Annotated in this window: 21 protein-coding genes and 1 pseudogene; 14 read left to right on the top strand and 8 right to left on the bottom strand. The window is 58.1% G+C overall.

Features of this window, described 5'->3' with window-relative positions:
* Window positions 1–69: 69 nt before the first annotated feature.
* Both ACOZK9_RS00200 and ACOZK9_RS00195 read left to right on the top strand, forming a co-directional pair.
* Complete coding sequence (locus ACOZK9_RS00200; protein WP_421555069.1) at window positions 70–1,416, top strand: carbohydrate porin; 1,347 nt, start codon at window positions 70–72, stop codon at window positions 1,414–1,416.
* A gap of 102 nt (window positions 1,417–1,518) precedes the next feature.
* Window positions 1,519–2,364, top strand: coding sequence for a D-hexose-6-phosphate mutarotase (locus ACOZK9_RS00195; protein ID WP_421555068.1), 846 nt, complete (start codon window positions 1,519–1,521; stop codon window positions 2,362–2,364).
* A gap of 126 nt (window positions 2,365–2,490) precedes the next feature.
* On the opposite strand, the gene ACOZK9_RS00190 is transcribed toward ACOZK9_RS00195, so the two are convergent.
* Window positions 2,491–3,351: a MurR/RpiR family transcriptional regulator gene (locus tag ACOZK9_RS00190; RefSeq protein ID WP_172979352.1), complete on the bottom strand. Its 861-nt coding sequence runs from the start codon at window positions 3,349–3,351 to the stop codon at window positions 2,491–2,493.
* 218 nt (window positions 3,352–3,569) lie between these two features.
* On the opposite strand from ACOZK9_RS00190, the gene zwf reads away from it, so the two are divergent.
* The 3 genes from zwf to ACOZK9_RS00175 are packed head-to-tail and all read left to right on the top strand — an operon-like array spanning window position 3,570 to window position 6,419.
* Window positions 3,570–5,036, top strand: coding sequence for a glucose-6-phosphate dehydrogenase (gene zwf / locus ACOZK9_RS00185; RefSeq protein WP_058414434.1), 1,467 nt, complete (start codon window positions 3,570–3,572; stop codon window positions 5,034–5,036).
* Window positions 5,023–5,736: a 6-phosphogluconolactonase gene (gene pgl, locus ACOZK9_RS00180; protein WP_421555067.1), complete on the top strand. Its 714-nt coding sequence runs from the start codon at window positions 5,023–5,025 to the stop codon at window positions 5,734–5,736. The genes zwf and pgl overlap by 14 nt, the downstream gene beginning before the upstream one ends.
* A gap of 17 nt (window positions 5,737–5,753) precedes the next feature.
* Window positions 5,754–6,419, top strand: coding sequence for a bifunctional 4-hydroxy-2-oxoglutarate aldolase/2-dehydro-3-deoxy-phosphogluconate aldolase (locus ACOZK9_RS00175; protein ID WP_421555066.1), 666 nt, complete (start codon window positions 5,754–5,756; stop codon window positions 6,417–6,419).
* A 934-nt stretch (window positions 6,420–7,353) separates the two neighbouring features.
* On the opposite strand, the gene ACOZK9_RS00170 is transcribed toward ACOZK9_RS00175, so the two are convergent.
* Complete coding sequence (locus tag ACOZK9_RS00170) at window positions 7,354–8,529, bottom strand: aminotransferase class V-fold PLP-dependent enzyme (protein ID WP_421555065.1); 1,176 nt, start codon at window positions 8,527–8,529, stop codon at window positions 7,354–7,356.
* 14 nt (window positions 8,530–8,543) lie between these two features.
* The gene (locus tag ACOZK9_RS00165) at window positions 8,544–8,780 is read right to left on the bottom strand and encodes a DUF3820 family protein (protein WP_058414430.1); all 237 of its coding nucleotides are present in this window, start codon (window positions 8,778–8,780) and stop codon (window positions 8,544–8,546) included.
* A gap of 206 nt (window positions 8,781–8,986) precedes the next feature.
* Here ACOZK9_RS00165 and ACOZK9_RS00160 point away from each other — a divergent pair, with 206 nt between their 5' ends.
* The gene (locus ACOZK9_RS00160; protein ID WP_058414429.1) at window positions 8,987–9,454 is read left to right on the top strand and encodes a ferritin-like domain-containing protein; all 468 of its coding nucleotides are present in this window, start codon (window positions 8,987–8,989) and stop codon (window positions 9,452–9,454) included.
* Between the two features lie 175 nt (window positions 9,455–9,629).
* Here the strand turns inward: ACOZK9_RS00160 and ACOZK9_RS00155 are convergent, their stop codons facing one another.
* Entirely contained in the window at window positions 9,630–10,100 is a 471-nt protein-coding gene (locus ACOZK9_RS00155; RefSeq protein WP_058414428.1) for a MaoC family dehydratase, read from the bottom strand.
* Between the two features lie 71 nt (window positions 10,101–10,171).
* A complete protein-coding gene (locus tag ACOZK9_RS00150; RefSeq protein ID WP_421555064.1) occupies window positions 10,172–11,116 on the bottom strand; it encodes an alpha/beta hydrolase in 945 nt (314 codons plus the stop codon).
* Window positions 11,117–11,335: 219 nt separating this feature from the next.
* Between ACOZK9_RS00150 and fadD2 the strand changes: the two genes are divergently transcribed.
* Together fadD2 and fadD1 are read left to right on the top strand one after the other, a co-directional pair.
* The gene (gene fadD2, locus ACOZK9_RS00145) at window positions 11,336–13,024 is read left to right on the top strand and encodes a long-chain-fatty-acid--CoA ligase FadD2 (protein WP_421555063.1); all 1,689 of its coding nucleotides are present in this window, start codon (window positions 11,336–11,338) and stop codon (window positions 13,022–13,024) included.
* A 382-nt stretch (window positions 13,025–13,406) separates the two neighbouring features.
* Window positions 13,407–15,098, top strand: coding sequence for a long-chain-fatty-acid--CoA ligase FadD1 (fadD1, locus tag ACOZK9_RS00140; RefSeq protein WP_058414425.1), 1,692 nt, complete (start codon window positions 13,407–13,409; stop codon window positions 15,096–15,098).
* Between the two features lie 100 nt (window positions 15,099–15,198).
* Here fadD1 and ACOZK9_RS00135 read toward each other — a convergent pair whose 3' ends face one another.
* Window positions 15,199–15,576 carry a hypothetical protein gene (locus tag ACOZK9_RS00135; RefSeq protein ID WP_058414424.1) on the bottom strand — a complete coding sequence of 126 codons (378 nt, stop codon included), beginning with the start codon at window positions 15,574–15,576 and terminating at the stop codon, window positions 15,199–15,201.
* Between the two features lie 201 nt (window positions 15,577–15,777).
* On the opposite strand from ACOZK9_RS00135, the gene ACOZK9_RS00130 reads away from it, so the two are divergent.
* The 3 genes from ACOZK9_RS00130 (at window position 15,778) to def (ending at window position 17,638) form a co-directional block, all read left to right on the top strand.
* Window positions 15,778–15,963, top strand: a complete 186-nt coding sequence (locus ACOZK9_RS00130; RefSeq protein ID WP_058414423.1) for a CsbD family protein — start codon at window positions 15,778–15,780, stop codon at window positions 15,961–15,963.
* A gap of 181 nt (window positions 15,964–16,144) precedes the next feature.
* Window positions 16,145–17,095, top strand: a complete 951-nt coding sequence (locus ACOZK9_RS00125; protein ID WP_122251642.1) for a YihY/virulence factor BrkB family protein — start codon at window positions 16,145–16,147, stop codon at window positions 17,093–17,095.
* A 3-nt stretch (window positions 17,096–17,098) separates the two neighbouring features.
* Window positions 17,099–17,638, top strand: a complete 540-nt coding sequence (gene def, locus ACOZK9_RS00120; RefSeq protein WP_122251643.1) for a peptide deformylase — start codon at window positions 17,099–17,101, stop codon at window positions 17,636–17,638.
* 132 nt (window positions 17,639–17,770) lie between these two features.
* Here the strand turns inward: def and ACOZK9_RS00115 are convergent, their stop codons facing one another.
* Entirely contained in the window at window positions 17,771–18,571 is an 801-nt protein-coding gene (locus ACOZK9_RS00115) for a class I SAM-dependent methyltransferase (protein WP_421555062.1), read from the bottom strand.
* Window positions 18,572–18,649: 78 nt separating this feature from the next.
* Window positions 18,650–19,069: a GNAT family N-acetyltransferase gene (locus ACOZK9_RS00110; protein ID WP_421555061.1), complete on the bottom strand. Its 420-nt coding sequence runs from the start codon at window positions 19,067–19,069 to the stop codon at window positions 18,650–18,652.
* A 524-nt stretch (window positions 19,070–19,593) separates the two neighbouring features.
* Here ACOZK9_RS00110 and ACOZK9_RS00105 point away from each other — a divergent pair.
* From ACOZK9_RS00105 to ACOZK9_RS00095, 3 genes and pseudogenes are all read left to right on the top strand, one after another.
* Window positions 19,594–20,370, top strand: a pseudogene (locus ACOZK9_RS00105) (PAS domain-containing protein); the annotation flags it as partial.
* Window positions 20,371–20,388: 18 nt separating this feature from the next.
* Window positions 20,389–20,961, top strand: a complete 573-nt coding sequence (locus tag ACOZK9_RS00100) for a methyl-accepting chemotaxis protein (RefSeq protein ID WP_421555313.1) — start codon at window positions 20,389–20,391, stop codon at window positions 20,959–20,961.
* Window positions 20,962–21,049: 88 nt separating this feature from the next.
* A complete protein-coding gene (locus ACOZK9_RS00095; RefSeq protein ID WP_058414418.1) occupies window positions 21,050–21,940 on the top strand; it encodes an amino acid ABC transporter substrate-binding protein in 891 nt (296 codons plus the stop codon).
* Window positions 21,941–21,982: the final 42 nt, after the last annotated feature.

The raw sequence follows: 21,982 nt of genomic DNA, 5'->3' as shown, positions 1-21,982 counted from the left end.
TTAATTGAAAAAAAAGTAAACCGCGTTAGATAAAAACAGTTTAATAACAATAAAGACGAGGATGTAGGGATGAAAAAGCACCAGAACAATACCCGGCTGATCTGCCAACTGTCAGCAGCCGCCGCCCTTGTACTGTCCGCCAATGCGATGGCGGCCGATGCATTCAGCGCTGATTCCAAGTGGATGACCGGCGATTGGGGCGGCGAGCGTACCAAGCTGATCGAGCAAGGTATCGACATCAAGGCTGACTACGTGGGCGAAGTTGGCGGCAACCTGCACGGTGGCTTCAACAACGACAAAACTGCCCGTTACGCCGACCAGTTCGGTCTGGGCGTAGCACTGGACCTGCAAAAGCTGTGGGGCTGGGATAACACCCAGGCCAAGATCCAGCTGACCAACCGTAATGGCCAGAACATTTCCAATGACCGTATTGGTGACCCGCGCGCCGGCACCTTGAGTTCGTCTCAAGAAGTGTATGGCCGAGGCCACATGGTGCGTCTGACGCAGTTCTGGATTCAGCACCAGATGTTCGACAACAAGTTGGACGTGAAACTCGGTTACTTCGGTGAAGGCGAAGACTTCAACACCTTCCCGTGCGACTTCCAGAACCTGTCGTTCTGCGGTTCGCAGGTCGGTAACTATGTAAACACCTGGTACAACTGGCCAGTCAGCCAGGCGGCTATCCGCGTGAAGTACAACATCACGCCTGAGCTGTATGCGCAAATCGGTGCCTACAACCAGAACCCATCACAGCTGGAGCACGGCAACGGCTTCAAGCTCAGCGGCAGCGGCACCAAGGGCACCGTGATTCCGGTGGAATTGGTCTGGTCGCCGAAGGTTAACAACCTGCCGGGCGAATACCGTGTGGGTTACTACAAAAGCGCCGCCGACGCTGCCGACGTACGTGAAGACGTTAACGGCAACGACGCTGCCACCACAGGCCAGGCCTACCGTACCCACAGCAGCAAAAAAGGCTACTGGTTCGTTGCCCAACAGCAACTCACCACGCATAACGGCGACGCTTCGCGCGGCCTGAACATCGCTGCCAACGCTACGTTCCACGACAAGGAAACCAACCTCGTCGACAACTATCAGTCGCTGATGCTGGTGTACAAAGGCCCATTCGATGCTCGTCCAAAAGATGACGTCGGCATCGGCGCTGCGCGTTTGCACGTCAACGATGACGTGAGAAAGAACGCCGAGTTGTCCAACGATGCGGGTGGGTTTACCGACTACAGCCAGGCCGGTTTCTCGCCACTGCGATCTACCGAATACAACTATGAAGTCAACTACGGCTTCCACGTTACCAACTGGCTGACCGTGCGCCCTAACCTGCAATACGTCACCCACCCGGGCGGCGTGGACAAAGTCGACAACGCGCTGGTAGCGGGCCTGAAAATTCAGTCTCAGTTCTAACGCTGTTGCGATAAGCTCCTTCTCTCTGTGCGCATTTTGCGGGTAGCCATGGCTACCCGCTTTTTTTGCGTTGCACTGTGAAGATATTCAGGACCGTGGCACATGCATGAGCATCCGCTGCAACGCTTTTTCAAGTCCCTGCGCGAGCAACCGGTGTTCGCTTGGGAGCGCTTTCAGATGCGTGACGTGTTGGTGATCGACCATCCACTGTGCCAGGCGGTGTTCAGTCGCCAGGGCGCGCAGTTACTGCACTTCCAGCCGCGAGGTCAAAAACCCTGGCTGTGGTGCGCAGCCAAATGGCCACAAGTCGGCGCCATTCGTGGCGGTGTGCCGGTGTGCTGGCCGTGGTATGGGCGCCATCCGTGCGAAAACGCGTGGCCATCGCATGGCTGGGCGCGTTTGATCGACTGGAAATTGCTCCACAGCAGCACCGCCGACGACGGCGTGCGCCTGCACTGGCAGTTGCAGCTGTGCGACTGGCAGGTCGACCTGCACGCGCACTTGGGCGAAACCCTGGAACTGCGCCTGTGCACCGAGCATCAGGACGAACTGCCGTGCCAACTGAGCCATGCTTTGCACGCCTATTGGCGGATTGGCAACGTCGGCGAGGTAGCGCTGTCTGGGCTCGATGGCGCACAAGGTTATGACCAACTCAATCGTCAGGTTTGCCAGCAGGAAGGCGAGTTGCGCGTGGAGGGCGGGTGCCAGCGGGTGTTTCAGCACGACGGTGAATTGCACCTCAAAGACCACGCCTGGCAGCGCGAACTGTGCATCGACACCGGCAACAGCGCCGACACCGTGGTGTGGCACCCCGGCCGGCAGCCGTTGCTCGGCGTGAGCTTCAATGAGGCGTCGGGGTTTGTGTGCGTAGAGTCGGCGATGGCGGGCGCCAGCCTGGCGCCGGGGGAGAGGGCGCATTTGAGTTTGCAGGCCAGGGCTGGGGTTTAGCGGGGTGGCTGATGGCCCCATCGCGAGCAAGCCCCACAGTTGACGGTATTCCACGCTGGAACTCGGTCAAAATGTGGGAGCGGGCTTGCTCGCGATGAGGCCAGTACCATCACTACACCTTCAGGCCTAGTTAAACTCATCCCCCACCGGATACCGGCTGTCATTCAAGCTCTCTTTGATCTTGCGCAAATGCGGCTGGAAATCCACGCCACGGCGCAATGTCATGCCCGTCGCCAACACATCCAGCACCGTCAGCTGGATGATCCGCGAGGTCATCGGCATGTAGATGTCGGTGTCTTCGGGCAGCGGAATATTCAGGCTCACCGTACTGGCTTTGGCCAGCGGCGAGTTCTCTGCGGTTACGCCCAGCACCGAAGCACCGTTTTCCCGCGCGATACGCGCCACTTCCACCAGCTCGCGGGTGCGCCCGGTGTAGGAAATAATCACGAACAACTCGCCCGTGTGGGCCACCGACGCGAGCATGCGCTGCATCAGCACGTCGGCATGCGCGGTGACGGCCAGGTTGAAGCGGAAGAACTTGTGCAGCGCATCCATCGCCACCGGTGCCGAAGCGCCGAGACCGAAGAAGTGGATCTGCCGCGCCTGAATCAACAAGTCTACGGCTTTGCTGATCAGGGCTGGGTCCAGCGCCTGGCAGGCGCTGTCGAGCGAGGCAATCGCGCTGCCGAAAATTTTCTGGGTGTAGGCCTCGGGGTTATCATCGGCCTCAACGGCGCGGCTGACATACGCCGCACCACTGGCCAAACTTTGCGCCAGCTGCAATTTAAGTTCAGGGTAACCGCTGACGCCGAACGAACGACAGAAGCGGTTGACCGTCGGTTCACTGACCGAGGCGGCTTGAGCGAGGGCGGCGATCGAGAAGCGTGTGGCCTGCTGCGGGTTGAGCAGGATGACTTCAGCAACTTTACGTTCAGCCTTGTTGAGTTCTTCGAGGCGGTTCCGGATCTGCTCCAGAAGATTTCGCACGCGGTCCATTCAGTCTTCCTTCGGGCGACGATGCAAATAAAAGGTGGCAACTAATCGATGAGTGGCCTTTTGCGGTGGCCTATCCTACTGAGGGTAGCTGAACACCACCACTCGCAATGCGTAATTCGGGAATATGTTGTGGTTATTACTACATTTTCCCTTGAGTGATGCCTTGAAAAAAGGTATTTGTAGCTTAACTTGATAAAAGAACAAACATCATGCCTTCGATAACCGTAGAACCCTGCACCTTTGCCCTGTTTGGCGCGTTGGGTGATCTGGCGCTTCGCAAGTTATTTCCTGCCCTCTATCAACTTGATGGCGCCGGGCTCCTGCACGACGACACGCGCATTCTGGCCCTGGCCCGTGAAGCCGGTTCCGAGCAGCAACACATGGCGCATATCGAAAAAGAATTGCGCAATTATGTCGGCAAGCAACTCGACGAAGGCATCGCCCAGCGGTTTCTGGCGCGCCTGACCTACGTGCACGTCGACTTCTTGAAGGCTGACGACTACGTGGCCCTGGCTGAAATCGCTGGCACCGAGCAGCGTCTGATTGCCTACTTCGCCACCCCGGCGGCGGTGTATGGCGCGATCTGCGAAAACCTGTCCAAGGTCGGCCTGGCGGAAAACACCCGCGTGGTCCTCGAAAAACCCATCGGTTCGGACCTGGAGTCGTCGCGCAAGGTCAACGACGCCGTGGCGCAGTTTTTCCCGGAAAACCGCACCTACCGCATTGACCACTACCTGGGCAAAGAGACCGTCCAGAACCTGATCGCGCTGCGTTTTGCCAACAGCCTGTTCGAAACCCAGTGGAACCAGAACTACATCTCCCACGTTGAAATTACCGTGGCCGAGCAAGTAGGCATCGAGGGGCGCTGGGGTTACTTCGACAAGGCCGGCCAACTGCGCGACATGATCCAGAACCACCTGCTGCAACTGCTTTGCCTGATCGCCATGGACCCGCCGGCTGACTTGTCCGCCGACAGCATCCGTGACGAGAAGGTCAAGGTGCTCAAGGCCCTGGCGCCGATCAGCCCGGACGGCCTGACCACCCAAGTGGTGCGCGGCCAATACATCGCCGGTTACAGCGCTGGCAAGGCGGTGCCGGGTTACCTCGAAGAAGAGAATTCCAACACCCAGAGCGACACCGAAACCTTCGTGGCCCTGCGTGCCGATATTCGCAACTGGCGTTGGGCCGGTGTGCCGTTCTACTTGCGTACCGGCAAGCGCATGCCGCAAAAGCTGTCGCAGATCGTTATCCACTTCAAGGAACCGTCGCACTATATTTTCGCCCCGGAGCAGCGCTTGCAGATCAGCAACAAGCTGATCATCCGCCTGCAGCCGGACGAAGGTATTTCATTGCGCGTGATGACCAAGGAGCAGGGCCTGGACAAGGGCATGCAACTGCGCAGCGGGCCGTTGCAACTGAATTTTTCCGACACCTATCGCAGCGCGCGGATTCCCGATGCCTACGAGCGGTTGTTGCTGGAAGTAATGCGCGGCAATCAGAACCTGTTTGTTCGCAAAGATGAAATCGAAGCCGCGTGGAAGTGGTGTGACCAGTTGATCGCCGGGTGGAAAAAATCCGGCGATGCGCCCAAGCCGTACGCGGCGGGTTCCTGGGGGCCGATGAGCTCGATAGCACTGATCACGCGGGATGGGAGGTCGTGGTATGGCGATATCTGAATTGAAACTGCCTCAGGGCGTCAGCGCTCATGAGTACCGTACGCCCGCATTGCTCGCGGACGGCTTGGCCAATGACGTGGCCGAGCAACTGCGCGCGGCCATCAGTGCGCGTGGCGAGGCGACGTTGGTGGTGTCCGGTGGCCGCAGCCCCGTGGCGTTCTTCCTGAACCTGGCCAAACAAGGCCTGGACTGGTCCAAAGTCACCATCACCCTGGCCGACGAGCGTTGGGTGCCGGTGGAACACGCCGACAGCAACGCTGGCCTGTTGAAGAAATACCTGCTGCAAGGCCCAGCGGCCAAGGCCAGGTTTTTGAGCCTGTACAACGTTGCCGCGAACCTTGAAGACGCCGCCGAACTGGCCGATCGCCAATTGGCAGAGCTGCCGGGCATTGATGTGCTGGTGCTCGGCATGGGCGATGACGGCCACACGGCGTCGCTGTTCCCCAACAGCCCGAACCTGAACGAAGCCCTGCAGGCTGACGGTACTCGCCGTTGCTGGCCAATGCTGGCGCCGACCGTGCCGCATCAGCGCTTGACCATGAGTCGCGCGTTGCTGGCCACCGCGCATTACACCGTGCTGTCGATTTCCGGCAGCTCGAAGTTGACCACCTTGAGCGCCGCGCTGGCCAGTGATGACATTGCTGCCATGCCGATTCGCGCGTTTTTGCAACCTACATTAGAGATTTACTGGTGCCCATGAGCCAAGGATCAGCCGCTATGAAAAGCCCTCAACCTACCGTGTCCATGGCGAATAAAGTTGCCCTGATCGACAGCCTCTGCGCCAAGGCGCGGATCCTGCCGGTCATCACCATCGCCCGCGAACAGGACATCCTGCCGCTGGCCGATGCCTTGGCAGCCGGTGGTTTGACCGCATTGGAAGTGACCCTGCGCTCCGAGTTTGGCCTCAAGGCCATTCAGGTGCTGCGCGAGCAACGCCCGGAACTCTGCACAGGCGCCGGCACCGTGCTCGACCGCCATATGCTTGAAGCGGCCGAGGTCGCCGGCTCGCAATTTATCGTCACCCCCGGCATCACCCGCGACCTGCTGGAAGCCTCGGTGCACAGCCCTGTTCCGTTGCTGCCGGGCATCAGCAATGCCTCCGGCATCATGGAAGGCTACGGCCTGGGTTATCGCCGCTTCAAGCTGTTCCCGGCTGAAGTCAGCGGCGGCGTCGCGGCGATCAAAGCCCTCGGCGGCCCGTTCGGCGAAGTCAAATTCTGCCCAACTGGCGGTGTTGGCCCGGCCAACATCAAGCAGTACATGGCGTTGAAAAACGTGATGTGCGTAGGCGGCAGCTGGATGCTCGACCCTGAGTGGGTCAAAAACGGCGACTGGGCACGCATCCAGGAAGTCACCGCGCAGGCGCTGGCGCTGCTGGATTGATCTGATTCACCGAATCGTTGTTGCTGTGCTTAACGGCATTTTTGCGGTGCACTTGGTCGGTGCGCCGCTTTTTTTTGCCTGCAGAAAACCTCAGGCTTCACACGCATCCAACTGTGGGAGGGGGCTTGCTCCCGATGGCCTCAACGCGGTGTGCCTGGCCTACAGAGGTGCCTGCATCGCGAGCAAGCCCGCTCCCACAATTAATCGGTGCGCCGCTTTTTTTTGCCTGCAAAAAACCTCAGGCTTCACACCCGTCCAACTGTGGGAGGGGGCTTGCTCCCGATGGCCTCAACGCGGTGTGCCTGGCCTACAGAGGTGCCTGCATCGCGAGCAAGCCCGCTCCCACAATTAATCGGTGCGCCGCTTTTTTTGCCTGCAGAAAACCTCAGGCTTCACACGCATCCAACTGTGGGAGGGGGCTTGCTCCCGATGGCCTCAACGCGGTGTGCCTGTGATACAGAGGTGCCTGCATCGCGAGCAAGCCCGCTCCCGCAATTACTCGGTGCGCCGCTTTTTTTGCCTGCAAAAAACCTCAGGCTTCACACGCATCCAACTGTGGGAGGGGGCTTGCTCCCGATGGCCTCAACGCGGTGTGCCTGGTATACAGAGGTGCCTGCATCGCGAGCAAGCCCGCACAATTAATCGGTGCGCCGCTTTTTTTTGCCTGCAGAAAACCTCAGGCTTCACACGTATCCAACTGTGGGAGGGGGCTTGCTCCCGATAGCCTCAACGCGGTTTGCCTGGCCTACAGAGGTGCCTGCATCGCGAGCAAGCCCGCTCCCACAATTAATCGGTGCGCCGCTTTTTTTTGCCTGCAGAAAACATCAGGCTTCACACGCATCCAACTGTGGGAGGGGGCGTGCTCCCGATAGCCTCAACGCGGTGTGCCTGTGATACAGAGGTGCCTGCATCGCGAGCAAGCCCGCTCCCACAGTTACTCGCTGCTCAGTTCGGTGATTGCGTTGACCAGCGCACCCATGTCCGCCGCCGATGTCACCAAGCCCGGCGTTACCCGGATACAACTGCCGAACGCGGCGCCCGTGCGCGTAGTGGTAAACAGCGCGTACTCATTGAGCAACCGGTCTGCCATCGCTTGCTGATCGCGCCCGATAAACTTGAACGCAGTGATCCCGCAATATAACTGCGGGTCGTCCGGGGTCAGCACTTCAATGCCTGGCAACGGCCGCACCTGGCTCACCCACACATCGCGCAAATAATTGACCCGCGCGCCTTTGGCCGCCGAGCCGCCCAAGGCGCGATGCTCTTCAAACACCCGTGGCAAGGTCATCAGTGCCGCAAAATTCGGCGTGCTGTAAGACGTGCGTGCACGCACGTCGGTGGCGGGGTAGTGAAACTCGCCCATGTCCGGGTCGATGTCGGCCAAGCGCTCCGGGGCGATGTACATAAAACCCAGGGTCAGCGGCGCGCCAATCCATTTATGCAGGTTAAAGCCCGCGAACTGAATGCCCAATTGGGCGAGGTTGAACTCGATCTGGCCCAAGGCATGCGCGCCGTCGAGTATCACGTCCACGCCATGTTCACGCGCCGCCTGTGCAATCGCCTCAACCGGCATCACCAGGCCGGTGCGGTGGGTAACATGGGTTAACGCCATCAGCTTGAGGCGCGGGTGCCGCACGAACGCATCACGATAGGTCTGCACCAGGCTGTCGAAACTCGCCGGGTGCGTGTGGCACACCTCGATCACTTCCACCCCGCGCGCACCTGCCAGCCAACGCATGGCGCCTTTGACCGTGTCGTACTCCAAGTCGCTGATCAGCACCTGGTCGCCCGGCACCAAGCGGTTGTAGTTGCGGATCAGCGATTGCAACGCCTCAGTGGCGTTGCGGGTGAAGGCCACCGACGCGGGGTCGACGTTGATCAACTCGGCCAGTTGACGGCGAATCTCGAGGTTTTCGCCTTGTTCGAAGCGCTGGCGCACATACACCGCGTTGCTGCGGTTGATAAACGCCACGTGCTCCAGGTACTGCGTTTGCACCGCACGGCTCATACGTCCGAAATAGCCGTTTTCCAGATTGATCGGTCCGGGCTCCAGTTCGTAGCGCCCGGCGATGGCTTGCCAGTGAGTTTCGTTATCAGCATTCCTTGGCATGGCGGGGCTCTCACTCAATGGCGGGGGGCGGGTTTAGCGTGTTTCAGGCGCAGCGGTTCAAGCAGTTCGGCCAGGCCGTTGCTATCGATTTCCTGCATCAACGCCAGCAGACCGCCCAGTTCGCCGTGCGGGAAGCCTTCACGGGCAAACCAATTCAGGTACGGGCCTGGCAGGTCGGCGATGATCCTTCCCTTGTACTTGCCGAAGGGCATTTGGCGGGTGATCAGCAGTTCGAGTTTTTCGGGGTTCATGGGCTTCGTGCGGTTGAGGCGAGGTGTTCGAAAATACAGGCATTCTGCATGAAGGCCAAATGACAGATCATGCAAAAAACGCACATGCAGATGGTTCAACTAATCGTAAGTTATTGAAATATATAATTAAAATAGTTTTTAAAAAGCTGGCACGAGGGCTGCAATCATTCATGCAAGCTTTCTCAACCCACATAAGGAATTGAAAAATGACCGACATCAACAAAGAATCGATCTCCGTACTGAACGACCTGATCGAAACCAGCATCGACGGCCAGAAAGGCTTCCAAGAGTGTGCTGAAGACATCAAGCACCCAGAACTTAAAGCCCTGTTCGCCAAGCGTTCAGCTGATTGCGCCACCGCCGCTGCTGAATTGAAAACCGCTGTAAAAGCCTTGGGCGGTGACCCGGAAGATTCCGGCAGTGTTGCTGGCGCTCTTCACCGCGGCTGGGTCGACGTGAAGTCGATGGTGACCGGTAAAGACGAAGAAGCGGTATTGAACGAAGCAGAGCGCGGTGAAGACCACGCACTGAAGGCTTACAAAGAAGCCATCGAGAAAATCAACAAGCACAATCTGCTGGGCATTCGTGATTTGGTTGAGCGTCAGTTCCACGGCGCACAACGCAACCACGACCAGGTAAAAGCTCTGCGTAACCAGGCTCGCGCTCAGTCGTAAGCCCTGCGCTGTAACAAAAAGTGGGAAGGGGGAAACCCCCTCCCACTTTTTTTTGCATTAGCCTGCAGCGCAAATGTGGGAGGGGGTTTGCTCCCGATAGCACTGTATCCGTCACTGTATTCGGTGGCTTATACACCGCAATCGGCAGCCAGCTCCCTCCCGCTTTGTTCTGCACTCAGCCAATGCTGATCGGTGGCAGCTCGGTCAGTGTCACCACCTGCTGCTTGCGCGGTGCCAGGATTTCCGCCTCGCCGTCTACTACCAGCTCGTCGCGCTGGTTGAATACGCGGGTGGCGATGCGCACGCGAAACTTGGGCAGCTTTTCGAGGATTTCCAGACGTACGGTCAGGGTGTCGCCGATTTTCACCGGTTTTTGAAAGCTCATCTGCTGGCCGATGTAGATGGTGCCCGGCCCAGGCAGCTCGCAGGCAACCGCCGCGCTGATCAGGGCGCCGCTGAACATACCGTGAGCGATACGCTCCTTGAACATGGTCGCCTTGGCGTACTCGGCATCCAGGTGCACTGGGTTGTGGTCGCCGGACATCGCGGCAAACAGCTGGATGTCACGCTCTTCGACAGTCTTGGTGTAGCTGGCGGTCTGGCCGACTTCGAGGGCTTCGTACGGGGTGTTGCTAACCTGAGTCATCTAAAGGTGCATCCTGTGGCTAATCGGTAATTTAATTGACTGACTTTAAACGGCGTATTTTAAACGAGAAGTCATTCACTGCGGGCCGGCCTGCGCAACGCCAGAGCCTGGTCGAGCCAGGTCAGCACATCCGCTGTGACTTCATCGCGGTTGGTTTCGTTGAACACTTCGTGACGCGCCTGCGGGTAGACATTTAAGTGCACGTTCTGGCAGCCGGCCTCACGCAGCGCATGGGCCAGGCTTTTGAGACGCTTGCCCTCACTCACCGGATCACATTCACCGCCGATCACCAGAATCGGCAGGCCTGGATCAATCTGCGCGAGATTGGACGCTTTGCTGATTTGCTGCAAGCCACCCAACAGGTCGACCCACAGTTGATTGGTACAGCGGAACCCGCAGAGTGGGTCGTTGATGTACTTATCCACCTCGCTCGGGTCGCGGCTGAGCCAGTCAAACGCGGTGCGGTTGGGCTTGAACGCTTTGTTGAACGAGCCAAAGGACAGAAAGTCGATCAAGCCACTGCGCCCACGTAGGCCCTGGCGCGACCGTTCAAGGCGCGCAATCAGCCGCGCCGCGCGGTACAGCGCCACCGGCTGGAAATTCGAACCGCTGAGAATCGCCCCATTCAGGCTGGCGCTGTGGTGCAACAGGTAGGCTTGGGCGATATAGCTGCCCATGCTGTGGCCCAACAAAATGATCGGCAGCCCCGGCTGCTGTTGGCCAATGTGTTGGTTGAGGCTGGCGAGGTCGCCGACGACTGTGTTCCAGCCATCGTGTTCGGCATACAACCCTAGCGTGCCTTGGTCGGCGGTACGGCCGTGACCGCGCTGGTCTGCTGCATACACGCCGTAACCTGCGTTGCACAACGCTTGGGCCAGGCGCGCGTAGCGCCCGCTGTGCTCGGCCATGCCGTGGCACAGCATCACCAAGGCCTTGGGCGGGCCATCGGGCAGCCATTGATTGACGTACAGGCGGCTCTGGTCATTCGCGGTCAGCCAGAAGGTGCTGTGGTGCATGGCGGCTCCTTTGCTCAGGGGGATTGCAGTGTATAGCTCAGCGCATGAGACGCGCCTGATCAGTGCAAGCCGTTGTAGGAAGATTCACGCAATAAATGAGGCTCTTTCCTGTATTGCCTGGTTGGCCATAGCTGCTACCGTCCCCAAGAGCTCCGCTTTTTAGCAGCACACTTTTATAGCTGCAGCGGCCGGACACACTCAGGTAAGAGGACAAGAATAATGCAACCTGACTTCTGGAATGACAAACGCGCGGTGGGCGTTCCCAGCCACATCGACCTCACCGCCTACACGTCGGTGATCGAAGTCTTCGAGCGCTCTTGCAAGGCGTTTGCCGACCGTCCGGCGTTCAGCAACATGGGCATCACCCTGACGTACGCCGAGCTTGAGCGCCAGAGTGCGGCGTTCGCAGCTTACCTGCAACAGCACACCGACCTTAAACCCGGTGAGCGCATCGCCGTGCAGATGCCCAACGTGCTGCATTACCCGATTGCCGTGTTTGGCGCACTGCGCGCCGGGTTGATCGTGGTCAATACCAACCCGCTGTACACCCCGCGCGAGATGCGCCACCAGTTCAAGGATGCCGGCGTGCGTGCGCTGCTCTACCTCAACCTGTTCGGTTCGCGCGTACAGGAAGTGTGCGCCGACACCGAGATCGACTACTTGATCGAAGCCAGGATGGGCGACTTGATGCCCGCCGCCAAAGGCTGGCTGATCAACACCGTGGTCGACAAGGTTAAAAAGATGGTCCCGGCCTACACGTTGCCACGCGCCGTGTCGTTCAAGCGCGCGTTGCGCATGGGCGCCGGGCTGGGTGTGACTCGCCACCCGGTGACCCTGGACGACATCGCCGTGTTGCAATACACCGGCGGCACTACCGGCCTGGCCAAGGGCGCGATGCTGACCCACGGTAACCTGGTGGCGAACATGCAACAGGTGCGCGCCTGCATGTCGCAGACCGACGAGCACGGCCACCCGCTGATCAAGGAAGGGCAGGAGGTGATGATCGCGCCGCTGCCGCTTTATCACATCTATGCATTCACCGCGCATTGCATGTGCATGATGGTGTCCGGCAACCATAACGTGCTGATCACCAACCCTCGCGACATTGGCGGCTTTATCAAGGAACTGAAAAAGTGGCGTTTTACCGGGCTGCTCGGGTTGAACACCTTGTTTGTGGCGTTAATGGACCACCCGGACTTCAAGCACCTGGATTTCTCCCATCTGAAGCTCACCAACTCCGGCGGTACGGCGCTGATCAAGGCCGTCGCCGAGCGCTGGCAGCAGGTTACCGGCTGTGCGATCAGCGAGGGCTACGGCCTGACCGAAACTTCACCGGTGGCCAGCACCAACCCGTATGGCAATAAATCGCGCCTGGGCACCGTGGGTATTCCGGTGCCAGCCACGGCAATGAAGGTGATTGATGATCAAGGCGTCGAGTTGCCCTTGGGCGAGCGCGGCGAATTGTGCATCAAAGGTCCGCAAGTCATGAAGGGCTACTGGCAGCAACCCGCCGCGACTGCCGAGGCGCTGGACGCCGAGGGCTGGCTCAAGACCGGCGACATTGCGGTGATCGATGATGACGGCTTTGTGCGCATCGTCGACCGCAAAAAGGACCTGATCATCGTCTCGGGTTTCAATGTGTACCCCAACGAAATCGAAGAAGTGATGATGGCCCACCCGGCCGTGGCCAATTGCGCGGTAATCGGCGTGCCGGATGAACGCACGGGGGAGGCGGTAAAGCTGTTTGTGGTGGCGCGCGCCCAAGGTCTGAACCTTGAGGAGTTGAAGGTGTACTGCAAGGCTAACTTCACGGGATACAAGGTGCCCAAACATATTGTGTTGCGCGACGCGTTGCCAATGACCCCGGTGGGCAAAATTCTGCGTCGGGAGCTGCGCGACATAGCGTGATCTGAAATGCGCTCAAACTGTGGGAGGCGGCTTGCTGCCGATTGCAATGGAACAGTCACCAGATGTATCGACTGACCTGGCGCAACCGGCAGCAAGCCCCCTCCCACAATGCTGTTTATCGTCCTGAAATGCCCGTTCCAGAGGTCTTTTTGGCGTTATAGAATTTTTGCTCTAAAAGTGACTATTAAACATTCTTGAGTCATGTTTATGACTGTAGAGCCCTATTTTGGCTCTAGGCGGCCCTTGGCAAAGCTGCTACTCTCGGCGCGCTTTGTGACGCCTCGGCCTGCTCTAACGCGCCGGGCGCACTTAAAAAAACATACACCAATAATAATCGCATCAAATGCGATGATGAATTCGCGTCGCTGAGGAGTGGGCTTCCATGAATGAAGACTTTTGGAAGGATAAGTACCCCGCCGGGATTGCTGCAGAGATCAATCCAGACGAGTATCCTAATATTCAGGCGGTACTGAAACAGTCCTGCCAGCGCTTCGCCAACAAACCGGCTTTCAGCAACCTGGGCAAGACAATCACCTACGGTGAACTGTACGAATTGTCCGGCGCGTTCGCCGCCTACCTGCAACAGCATACCGACTTGAAGCCTGGCGATCGAATCGCCGTGCAACTGCCCAACGTCCTGCAATACCCGGTTGCGGTGTTCGGCGCCATCCGCGCCGGCCTGATCGTGGTCAACACCAACCCGCTGTACACCGCGCGGGAAATGGAACACCAATTTAAAGACTCCGGGGCCAAGGCTCTGGTCTGCCTGGCCAACATGGCCCACTTGGCGGAAAAGGTCGTGCCCAAAACCGACGTCAAGTACGTGATCGTCACCGAAGTCGCCGACCTGTTGTCGCCGTTCAAGCGCCTGCTGATCAACAGCGTCATCAAGTACGTGAAAAAAATGGTGCCGGCTTATCACCTGCCCAAGGCGATCAAGTTCAACGACGTGCTGGCCAAAGGGCATGGCCAGGCGGTCAACGATGCCTGCCCAGCCAGCAATGATGTGGCCGTGTTGCAATACACCGGCGGCACCACCGGCGTTGCCAAGGGCGCGATGCTTACCCACCGCAACCTCGTCGCCAACATGCTGCAATGCAAGGCATTGATGGGCTCCAACCTGAATGAAGGTTGCGAGATATTGATCACGCCGCTGCCGCTGTATCACATTTATGCCTTCACCTTTCATTGCATGGCGATGATGCTGATCGGCAACCACAACGTCCTGATCAGCAACCCGCGCGACTTACCGGCGATGGTCAAGGAACTGTCGAAGTGGAAGTTCAGCGGCTTTGTCGGCCTGAATACCTTGTTTGTGGCGCTGTGCAACCACGAAGGCTTCCGCAAGCTGGATTTCTCTGCGCTGAAAGTCACGCTGTCAGGCGGCATGGCGCTGCAACTGGCGGCGGCCGAGCGTTGGAAAGCGGTGACCGGCTGCAGCATTTGCGAAGGTTACGGCATGACCGAGACCAGCCCTGTGGCGACGGTCAACCCGATCAAACACATTCAGATCGGCACCATCGGCATTCCGGTGCCGTCGACTGTGTGCAAAGTCATCAACGATGACGGCGTCGAGTTGCCCCTGGGTGAAATCGGCGAGCTGTGTGTCAAAGGCCCGCAGGTGATGAAGGGTTACTGGCAGCGCGAAGAGGCCACCGCCGAGATCCTCGACAGCGAAGGCTGGTTGAAAACGGGTGACATTGCGATCATTCAGCCGGACGGCTTTATGCGCATCGTCGACCGTAAAAAAGACATGATTCTGGTCTCCGGTTTTAACGTTTACCCCAACGAACTGGAAGACGTACTGGCCACCTTGCCGGGCGTGCTGCAGTGCGCCGCCATCGGTGTGCCAGACGACAAGTCCGGCGAACACATCAAGATCTTCATCGTGGTCAAGCCGGGGGCTACCCTGACCAAAGACCAGGTGATGGAACACATGCGCGCCAATGTCACCGGCTACAAAGTGCCCAAGGTTGTGGAATTTCGGGATGCATTGCCGACCACTAACGTGGGCAAGATTTTGCGTCGTGAGTTGCGCGATGAAGAGCTCAAAAAGCTCGGCCTGAAAAAGTAGCGCGATCAAGCTGCAATCCAATGTGGGAGGGGGCTTGCCCCCTCCCACAATGATCATTCCCACGCAGAGCGTGGGAATGATCAGCCCGCTGCAGTTGGGTTTACTGGGCCAGGTGCGCGAAGCTCACGCCGGCGCCAGCCGGGCGCACGTCCTTCAGGAACGAATCCTTGTCTGCACTCAACTCCAGGGTGATTTCCGGGCTGCGCTTGCCTGCATTGCGCACCACCAGCCCTTCGAGTTTTTCACGCAGGAACGCCGTCGGCACCTTCAGGTGCAGCAACTGGTCGGACTCGGCGTTGTGCATCAACAAGTGAATCCACTCGTACTGGCCAACCGAAATACGCCCCACCGGCAGGTCAAACCACCAGATATTGCGTTTGCGGTCCAGGTCGGTGAAGTGGCAATTGTTCATGCCGAGTACGGCACCGCCCAGTTCCTGGTTTCTGCGAGCGATGGCCTGTGCTTTATTGAGTTTCATAACCTTCCTACGGGATCTGTTATTCAGCGTTATAGCCTGAATGTGCCGCGCATTCTCGTGGGTTGGCTGCAAAACATAAAGCCAAACCTTCTACTTGCGATGAAATGCCCGCTGAAAAATAATTGAAACTCTGCTGAACGGCTTCGGGTCAATCTTTAGGTAGTGACCAAAAACCTTAGATTGTTCTTTCGGAGAAATACCATGAGCAGCACATCTGACAAGGCAAAAGGCTTAGCGAACGAAGCTGTCGGCAACATCAAACAGGGTGTCGGCAAAGTCACCGGTAACGACAAGCTGCGTGCCGAAGGCGTGGTTCAGGAAAAGAAAGGCGAAGTGCAGAAAGCAGTCGGCGATACCAAAGACGCCGTGAAAAAAGCCACCAAGTAATTCTGAATCGCTGGCTGGTGTCACTCAGCCCGACGGCCATCCATCGATGGCCGTTTTTGTGTCATCTGTTGCAGTTAAAGTTTCGAAATTGTTTCAAGGTCGCTAAATGGGCTACCTTGGTGTAGAAAACGGCCCCTGAGTCGCCGATGAACTCGACCTTTTTGCGGCGAAAGGAGACGCTATGATTTTTCCGGTATTACAAGGCCTCAAGCTGCACAAAGTGCTGGTGCGCACCGTTACAGAGTTTCTCGATGACGAGATGCCCACCTATGCCTCGGCACTGGCCTACCAGATGCTGTTCTCATTGTTTCCTTTCCTGCTGTTTTTGATTGCCCTGATCGGTTTTCTGCACCTGCCGGACTTCTTTACCTGGCTGCGCCTGCAGTCGGAGTTAGTGCTGCCACCGCAGGCGCTGGAACAGGTCAACCCGGTCATCGATCAATTGCAGCAATCCAAGGGCGGCCTGCTCTCGGTGGGTATCGTCATCGCGTTGTGGACCGCTTCGGCGGGTGTGCGCTTGATGATGAGTGCGATGAACGCCGCTTACGACGTGGTCGAAGGTCGGCCGATCTGGAAGCGCTTTCCGCTCTCGGTTTTTTATACCGTCGGCATTGCCGGCATGCTGCTGGCTGCTGCTGCGTTGATGGTGCTCGGCCCGCAAGTGATGGAATGGCTGGCCGGGCAAATCGGCATGCAGGAATTCGTGGTCACCTTGTGGACCATCTTGCGCTGGCCGTTGATCGTGATTTTGCTGATGTTTGCCGTGGCATTGATGTACTACGTGATGCCCGATGTTGAGCAGAAATTTCGCTTTATCACCCCAGGTTCGGTGCTGGCCGTGGTGGTGTGGATCGTCGCTTCGCTGGGCTTCGGCTATTACGTGAAAACCTTCGCTGATTACAACGCCATGTATGGCAGTATCGGCGCGATTATCGTCTTGCTCCTGTACTTTTATATTTCTGCCGCCGTGCTGTTGCTGGGCGCAGAGATGAATGCCGTGATCGAACACATGTCGGCTGAAGGCAAGGATGTAGGCGAAAAAGAGTTCGACGAGAACACTCACACGGATGAGAAACAGCACGTCTCAGGCCTTGGCCGAGACCCTACCAAGCCCACCACTGACGAAGTCTGATCGATGATCCGTGAAATCCTGAAAATGGGCGATGAGCGCCTGCTGCGTATTGCTTCACCGGTTCCGCCGGAAATGTTCGACAGCCCTGAACTGTGGCAGCTGATTGACGATATGTTCCAGACCATGGAACACGTCGGCGGTGTCGGCCTGGCCGCACCGCAAATCGGCGTCGACCTGCAACTGGTGATCTTTGGTTTCGAGAGCAGTGAACGCTACCCGGACGCCCCGGCCGTGCCGCAGACTATTCTGATCAACCCGCTGATCACACCGCTCAGCCCGGTGCTGGAAGAAGGGTTTGAAGGGTGTTTGTCGGTGCCGGGTTTGCGCGGTGCCGTGGACCGTTATCAGCAGATTCGTTACGAGGGTTTTGACCCCAAGGGCGAGCCGATCACACGCGTTGCCGAGGGGTTCCATGCGCGGGTGGTGCAGCACGAGTGCGATCACCTGATTGGCCGGTTGTACCCGTCGCGGATTACTGATTTCAGCAAGTTCGGCTTTATTGAAGTGATGTTCCCGGACATGGACCCAGCGGCTGACGAGTAACCGCCAGCCCGGCAAAAGCGCTTTCTGTGGGAGTGGGATTGCTCGCGATGCAGGCACCTCGGACCATCAGGGTCACCGAGTTGACTGCATCGCGAGCAAGCCCGCTCCCACACAGGTTTACATTCGCCCCCTCTATTTAGCCGGTTTCACAAACCGCAGCGTCATTCGGTCCGACTCTCCAATCGCCACATACCTGGCCTTGTCCTGCTCGCCTAACGTCAACGTCGGCGGCAACGTCCAGACGCCGGCGGGGTAGTCTTTGGCGTCTTTCGGGTTGGCGTTGACCTCACTCTGCGCGGCCAGCGTGAACCCGGCATCGGTCGCCAGCTTCACCACTTGGGCCGTGGTCAGGTAACCGCTGTCTTTTATGGCCGCAAGGTCTGCGCCGTCTTTGGCACGGTGATCTTCCACGCCCAACACGCCGCCCGGTTTCAGCACCTGGTAGAACGCAGTGAACGTGGCGTTTGCGGTGTCGGCCGCCACCCAGTTATGCACATTGCGAAAGGTCAGCACGGCGTCGGCCGAAGCCGGTTTGCCGAACACTGGCGCTTTGGGGTTGAACTCAACCACGTGGGCCTTGGCATAACGCGCCGGGTCGGCGGCGAATTTCTTTTTCAGTGATTGTTCGGAATTGCTCGCGGCCTGCACAGCGGCGATGTAATGCCCGTGGTCCTTGAGCAATGGCGCCAGCACTTCGCTGTACCAGCCGCCTCCGGGGGTGATCTCGATGACCGTTTGTTGGGCGCGCAAGCCAAAAAACTGCAAGGTCTGCTGCGGATGCCGATAGCCGTCGCGCGCGCTGTTGGCCGGGTCGCGCCAACTGCCGGCGAGTACGCTGGCATAGTGCTGGTCGGTTATGGGTGTGTCGGCTGCCTGGCTGAACATTGGGGCGAGGAGGGCGGTGAGGGACAGAGCTGCAAAGGTCGCTTTCATGATCATCCAAAAAGTGGGCCGCTGTGCCACCGAGGCTAGCATGGGCGCTCTGTCTGCCGATCACACATTATCCAAGGTCTACCTTACTAAACGCTCTAAGCCCATCGCGATCATTGGCTTGTTGCGTTTATAGCGCGCCCACCGTTCGCTGAGCGATTGTGGCAATAGCGTGTCCTGCGTGAAGCCCATGCGCTGATACAGGCCTTCCAGGTCGGGATGGCACAACAGCCACAGCGTACCGTCCACACTGGTCGCGGCCTGCGCAATCATGCGCGCTGCCAACCCTCGGCCGCGATAGGCCGGGTCGACAAACACCCCGGTCAGCCACTGCCCGCCCACCACCGGGCTCAGGCACAGGCCGGCCACAATTTGGCTGTCGCGAGCCACCCATAAACGCCCGCCTTTCATGGCCTTCATTGACGAATCATGGCTGCGGTAAAACTTGTTCAGCAGCGGCCACAGCGGCTCTGCCAGCGGTTCGATGTGCAATTCGGGCATGGTTTTCAAGCGAGTGTTATCAAGGGCCAAAGATTATAAGCGCCTTCTGCCCGGCAATAGGTGGTATACCCACTGCTACATCCCCCTGTAAGTGGAGCATGCATCATGGCCAAAGGTATGGATTCAAAGAAAGCCGCGAAGAAAAAACCGGCAAAAACCGCCGATGAAAAACGCGCCGACAAGAAGACCAAAAAATCCGAGGCAGGCCTGTTCGGCCACTGAGTGACACGGTTGGAACCCAACGATCTGCAAGATTTCCCCGCCTCACTGCCCAGAGCAGGAAACACCTGCTCTGAGCGACTGATTACCCGTCAACGGCCACCCGGTTGCTGTTGATCGCTTGAAACCCCTTCCCCGTTTTCCTCGACCGCCGTCAGCGCTGTGTTGAAAAAAAGCCGCCTGACTAGTGGTCTTGCATAGCGCATGGGCCTGTCTATGCTCACCCATAACTGTAGATAACGTTCAGCCCATACAGCGTTTCGGATGTTGTGTGCCGTTACAGGTTTGTCAGCACTGTCCAAAATATGAATGGAATCCGCCTTCCGGCGCCGGGAATCAAGGGTGATCTGACCATGTTTAGCCGCCATCACAAATCCGACCTGCAACAAATCGAACGTTTTTCCTGTGCCCTCACCGAAACCAACGCCAAACTCGCCGCCATCAGCCGCTCCCTGGCGATGATCGAGTTCGACCGCAATGGCGTGGTACTCGACGCCAATGACAACTTTTGCAAAACCATGGGCTATAGCGCGGACGAAGTCCGCGGCAAACATCATCGGCTCTTTTGCGACGAGGCCTACACCCACACCGAGGCCTACACCCAGTTGTGGCGCGACCTTGCGCGGGGCGAGGCATTCAGCGGCACCTTCATGCGCTTGAACAAGCGCGGCCAGCAAGTATGGCTCGAAGCCAGCTACCTGCCGGTGCTGGGCAGCGATAACCGCGTGCAAAGTGTGATCAAAATAGCCTCGGACATCTCCGCGCGGGTTCACCATGAGCACGAAAACCAGAGCCTGATCGACGCCATCAGCCGCTCCATGGCGATGATCGAATTCACGCCTCAAGGCCAGATTCTCAACGCTAACGAAAATTTTCTGAGGACGGTGAACTACTCACTGGATGAAATCATTGGCCAACACCACAGTATTTTCTGCCCACGCAGCGAAGTCGAATCCCCGGCTTACAAGGCATTTTGGGCCTCGCTCAACCGCGGCGAATACCACTCCCATCGTTTCGAACGTAAAAACAAATACGGCAAAACGCTGTTTCTGGAAGCGTCTTACAACCCGATTTTCGACGCCAGTGGGCGCCTGTACAAAGTGGTGAAATTTGCCACCGACATCACCGACCAAATCACTACGTTGCGCACCGCCGCCGATTCGGCCCACGCCACGTCAGTGCAAAACGATGCCTGCGCACGCAAAGGCTCGGAGGTGGTGCAGCAAACGGTGCAGATCATCCAGGAAATTTCCCACGACCTTAACCATGCCGCACAGAGCATCGACGCGGTAAACAAGCAGTCGGACATCATCGGCGCCATCGTGCAGACCATCCGCGGCATTGCCGAGCAAACCAATATGCTGGCGCTCAATGCGGCCATCGAAGCGGCGCGGGCAGGCGAGCATGGGCGCGGGTTTGCCGTGGTAGCGGACGAGGTGCGCAGCCTCGCGGCGCGCACCAGCCTGGCCACCGTCGAGATTGTGGAGGTGGTGCGCAAAAACCACGACCTGTCGTTGAGCGCGGTGTCGAGCATGCAGTCAAGCCTGAGCCGCACAGGGCTTGGGGTGGAATTGGCGAATGAAGCGGGGCAGGTGATTCTGGAGATCCAGGAAGGTTCTCGGCACGTGGTAGATGCGATCAGTCAGTTCAATTCGACCTTGCAACTGCAATAGTCTCGCTACGCATTCAGACGAACCCTACAGAGGTGCCCCCAAACGCTACGTATAAACACTCAGATTATTTCACTGAGTGGGACGAACCATGAAGTTGCAAGGTGCCTTATTCCTTTCGTTATGCGTGCTGTCGGCTGGCGTGGTTGCAAACGATGCGGTGTTGAACAAAATCCGCGAAAACAAACAATTGGTGATCGGTTATCCGACGGAAGCCCTGCCGTTCTCTTATCAAGCCCTGGCTGGCGAACCAGTGGGTTATTCCATCGATTTGTGTCGGCGTATCGCCAATGACCTGAAGCAGAGCCTGAAGCTTGACGAGCTGGCCTTGAGCTTCAAGCCCTTGCGTTTCAAAGACCGTATCGCGGCCGTCAGCAGCGGTGCGGTGGACCTGGAATGTGGCTCCACCACCAACACGCCAGAGCGTCAGAAACAGGTCGACTTCAGCGTTTCAACCTTTGCTGCCTCGATTAAAGTGGTGAGCAGGGTGGGCGAAAAGCTCGACACCTTGCAGCAACTCAATGGCCGATCCGTGGTGATCGTCGACGGTACCACCGTGGGTGAGGTGGTTAAGCAGCTTGAAGAGCGCAAAGGCTGGAGCCTTAAAAAAGTGCATGCCAGGAACCTGACCGAGGGCTTCAAGTTGCTGGTCGACAACCAGGCCGACAGCCTGGTGTTTGATGAAGTAGTGGTTGCCCCATTAATGGCGGGCGCCGCCGAGCCTGCGCGTTATCAGTTTTTGCAGGACGTGCTGGTGGTTGAACACCTGGCGTTGATCATGCCGAAAAATAACCCCGGCTTGAAACGTATGGTGGACACCACCCTGACGGGCTTGATGGCATCAGGGGAAGCCAAAACACTCTACGTGAAATGGTTTGAGTCGCCGATTGTGGCCAAGACGCTGAATTTGAATGTGCCGTTCTCGGCCCAGATGAAGCAGATGTTCAGCGCCCCTACGGATCAGCCAGGCAAGGCGTTGTAAACATTAGTTGAGCAAGGGTGGCAGCCGGTGTGGCGCCACCCT

This window comes from Pseudomonas kitaguniensis (genome assembly GCF_049199985.1).
Lineage (GTDB): Bacteria > Pseudomonadota > Gammaproteobacteria > Pseudomonadales > Pseudomonadaceae > Aquipseudomonas > Aquipseudomonas kitaguniensis.
The sequence above is the reverse complement of the archived record's forward strand: the minus strand, read 5'-3'. Positions and strand labels throughout refer to the sequence as shown.

What these genes read in the sequence shown, in the direction of transcription:
- ACOZK9_RS00200 (WP_421555069.1), top strand. Translation starts at nt 70, where the DNA reads ATGAAAAAGCACCAGAACAATACCCGGCTGATCTGCCAACTGTCAGCA.
- ACOZK9_RS00195 (WP_421555068.1), top strand. Translation starts at nt 1,519, where the DNA reads ATGCATGAGCATCCGCTGCAACGCTTTTTCAAGTCCCTGCGCGAGCAA.
- zwf (WP_058414434.1), top strand. Translation starts at nt 3,570, where the DNA reads ATGCCTTCGATAACCGTAGAACCCTGCACCTTTGCCCTGTTTGGCGCG.
- pgl (WP_421555067.1), top strand. Translation starts at nt 5,023, where the DNA reads ATGGCGATATCTGAATTGAAACTGCCTCAGGGCGTCAGCGCTCATGAG.
- ACOZK9_RS00175 (WP_421555066.1), top strand. Translation starts at nt 5,754, where the DNA reads ATGAAAAGCCCTCAACCTACCGTGTCCATGGCGAATAAAGTTGCCCTG.
- ACOZK9_RS00170 (WP_421555065.1), bottom strand. Translation starts at nt 8,529, where the DNA reads ATGCCAAGGAATGCTGATAACGAAACTCACTGGCAAGCCATCGCCGGG.
- ACOZK9_RS00165 (WP_058414430.1), bottom strand. Translation starts at nt 8,780, where the DNA reads ATGAACCCCGAAAAACTCGAACTGCTGATCACCCGCCAAATGCCCTTC.
- ACOZK9_RS00160 (WP_058414429.1), top strand. Translation starts at nt 8,987, where the DNA reads ATGACCGACATCAACAAAGAATCGATCTCCGTACTGAACGACCTGATC.
- ACOZK9_RS00155 (WP_058414428.1), bottom strand. Translation starts at nt 10,100, where the DNA reads ATGACTCAGGTTAGCAACACCCCGTACGAAGCCCTCGAAGTCGGCCAG.
- ACOZK9_RS00150 (WP_421555064.1), bottom strand. Translation starts at nt 11,116, where the DNA reads ATGCACCACAGCACCTTCTGGCTGACCGCGAATGACCAGAGCCGCCTG.
- fadD2 (WP_421555063.1), top strand. Translation starts at nt 11,336, where the DNA reads ATGCAACCTGACTTCTGGAATGACAAACGCGCGGTGGGCGTTCCCAGC.
- fadD1 (WP_058414425.1), top strand. Translation starts at nt 13,407, where the DNA reads ATGAATGAAGACTTTTGGAAGGATAAGTACCCCGCCGGGATTGCTGCA.
- ACOZK9_RS00135 (WP_058414424.1), bottom strand. Translation starts at nt 15,576, where the DNA reads ATGAAACTCAATAAAGCACAGGCCATCGCTCGCAGAAACCAGGAACTG.
- ACOZK9_RS00130 (WP_058414423.1), top strand. Translation starts at nt 15,778, where the DNA reads ATGAGCAGCACATCTGACAAGGCAAAAGGCTTAGCGAACGAAGCTGTC.
- ACOZK9_RS00125 (WP_122251642.1), top strand. Translation starts at nt 16,145, where the DNA reads ATGATTTTTCCGGTATTACAAGGCCTCAAGCTGCACAAAGTGCTGGTG.
- def (WP_122251643.1), top strand. Translation starts at nt 17,099, where the DNA reads ATGATCCGTGAAATCCTGAAAATGGGCGATGAGCGCCTGCTGCGTATT.
- ACOZK9_RS00115 (WP_421555062.1), bottom strand. Translation starts at nt 18,571, where the DNA reads ATGAAAGCGACCTTTGCAGCTCTGTCCCTCACCGCCCTCCTCGCCCCA.
- ACOZK9_RS00110 (WP_421555061.1), bottom strand. Translation starts at nt 19,069, where the DNA reads ATGCCCGAATTGCACATCGAACCGCTGGCAGAGCCGCTGTGGCCGCTG.
- ACOZK9_RS00095 (WP_058414418.1), top strand. Translation starts at nt 21,050, where the DNA reads ATGAAGTTGCAAGGTGCCTTATTCCTTTCGTTATGCGTGCTGTCGGCT.